Source organism: Vibrio sp. V39_P1S14PM300, from assembly GCF_009904765.1.
In the GTDB taxonomy this organism is placed as follows: domain Bacteria; phylum Pseudomonadota; class Gammaproteobacteria; order Enterobacterales; family Vibrionaceae; genus Vibrio; species Vibrio proteolyticus.
In genome coordinates this window covers 1-2,208 of sequence record NZ_WXWP01000241.1, presented here as the reverse complement: position 1 = coordinate 2,208, position 2,208 = coordinate 1, and the positions used below count along the sequence as shown (strand labels likewise).

Annotated in this window: 2 protein-coding genes; both read left to right on the top strand. The window is 49.0% G+C overall.

All coding sequences use genetic code 11. The features are described from left to right. Nucleotides 1-68: 68 nt before the first annotated feature. Nucleotides 69-359: a co-chaperone GroES gene (locus CAG65_RS12130; RefSeq protein ID WP_161453795.1), complete on the top strand. Its 291-nt coding sequence runs from the start codon at nt 69-71 to the stop codon at nt 357-359. 31 nt (nt 360-390) lie between these two features. Beyond that, the gene (groL, locus tag CAG65_RS12125) at nt 391-1,980 is read left to right on the top strand and encodes a chaperonin GroEL (protein WP_161453794.1); all 1,590 of its coding nucleotides are present in this window, start codon (nt 391-393) and stop codon (nt 1,978-1,980) included. Nucleotides 1,981-2,208: the final 228 nt, after the last annotated feature.

Below are 2,208 nucleotides of genomic sequence, written 5' to 3'. Positions count from 1 at the left end.
ACTGCGCAATAATACGATAACCTCGATGTCTTTTATAATGGGTATAAATATATAGGAGGCAACCCAAAATGAATATTCGTCCTTTGCATGACAAACTGATTGTTGAACGGTTTGACGTTGAGCATCAATCTGAAGGGGGAATTGTTCTGACCTCAAAGTCGGTTAAAAAATCCAACCGTGGCAAAGTGGTCGCCGTTGGCCAGGGCGTGCGCCTGGAGAATGGCGAACGGGCAGCGATGGAAGTCCGAGTCGGCGATACCGTCATTTTTAACGAGAGCTATGGCGTTAAAGAAGAAAACATCGACGGTAAGGACTATCTGATCCTGTCTGAGTCTGATGTATTGGCGGTTTCTGAATAAGTCATTGTTGTAATGCTAAGAGGAGAAGAGCATGGCTGGTAAAGATGTATTGTTTGAAAATGATGCCCGTCAGAAAATGCTGAAAGGGGTCAACCTGCTAGCGAATGCCGTGAAAGTGACTTTGGGGCCTAAAGGACGCAATGTGGTGCTGGACAAGGCTTACGGTGCTCCGGTGATCACCAAAGATGGTGTTTCTGTTGCCAAAGAAATTGAGCTGCAAGACAAGTTCGAAAACATGGGCGCTCAGATGGTAAAACAGGTCGCGTCCAAAGCGAATGAAGAAGCCGGTGATGGTACGACGACTGCAACGGTACTGGCTCAGTCATTGATCAATGAAGGCCTGAAAGCTGTGGCATCGGGCATGAATCCCATGGATTTGAAACGCGGTATTGATAAAGCCGTTACGGCAGCAGTCGAAAAGCTGCGTGATATGGCACATCCTTGTGACGATAAACAGTCCATTACCCAAGTTGGCAGTATCTCAGCCAACAGTGATCTGGCGATTGGTGAAATCATCGCTCAAGCGATGGACAAAGTTGGTCGTAATGGTGTGATCACTGTAGAGGAAGGCCAGGGCCTGGATAATGAGCTGTCCATTGTTGAAGGCATGCAGTTTGACCGTGGGTACCTTTCGCCGTATTTCATTACCGATCAGGAAGCTGGCGCGGTGGAATTAGAAAAACCGTATATCCTGATGGTTGACAAGAAAGTCAGTAATATCCGCGAGTTGCTACCGGTTCTGGAGTCGGTTGCCAAAGCTTCCCGTTCACTTCTGATCATTGCCGAAGACATCGAAGGTGAGGCGTTGGCAACATTGGTGGTGAACAACCTGCGTGGTATCGTGAAAGCAACAGCGGTGAAAGCGCCAGGCTTTGGTGATAACCGTAAAGCTTTGTTAGAAGACATCGCTGTACTGACAGCAGGAACTGTGATCACCGAGCAGCTTGGTCTTGAGCTGGAAAAAGTGACACTGGAGCAACTGGGCAGTGCGAAGAAAGTGACGATTAGTAAGGATACCACTACCATCATAGGCGGTGCAGCGGATGAAAATGCTATTCGGGAGCGCGTTGCCACGATAGAACATCAAATGGGCAATACTACTTCCCAATATGACAAGGATAAGCTGCAGCAGCGTATCGCTAAACTGTCCGGTGGGGTTGCGGTCATCCGGATTGGCGCAGCGACTGAAGTGGAAATGAAAGAGAAAAAAGACCGTGTGGATGATGCGCTTCACGCTACCCGCGCGGCGGTTGAGGAAGGCATTGTTGCCGGTGGTGGTGTAGCCTTAGCAAAAATTGCCAATGAGCTGAGCTCGCTGACAGGTGACAACGACGATCAAAACGTGGGGATTCGGGTTGCGCTGCGTGCAATGGAAGAACCTCTGCGCCAGATTGCCATCAACGCCGGTGATGAAGGCTCTGTGGTAGCCAATGCGGTGAAACAAGGTAATACGCATTATGGCTACAATGCGGCTACGGGCAGTTATGGCAATATGCTTGAGATGGGGATCCTTGATCCAGCCAAAGTTACTCGCTCTGCTCTGCAATTTGCAGCCTCCGTGGCAGGTTTAATGATCACCACTGAAGCGATGGTGACTGAGCATCAATCTCAGGAAGGTTAATCCTGACGAGCGGGCCAGGCGCCCGCTCAATTTGGAGTGGAAAGTGAGCGTAGTAGAATAAGTGAGGTGAGATGGAAACAAACAAAACTTATCCGTCGTTACACTGTTGCGTTGAGGAATCTGGTTTGCACCAGAATCAGGGTATTTGGCCGGTTGCCCAAGTGTTTCCGCGATACACTGGAAATACATGTTTTACGGTATATCCAAATTGTCGTACTGTGCCAACAA

Coding starts and splice junctions, on each gene's coding strand:
- CAG65_RS12130 (WP_161453795.1), top strand. CDS start 69: ATGAATATTCGTCCTTTGCATGACAAACTGATTGTTGAACGGTTTGAC.
- groL (WP_161453794.1), top strand. CDS start 391: ATGGCTGGTAAAGATGTATTGTTTGAAAATGATGCCCGTCAGAAAATG.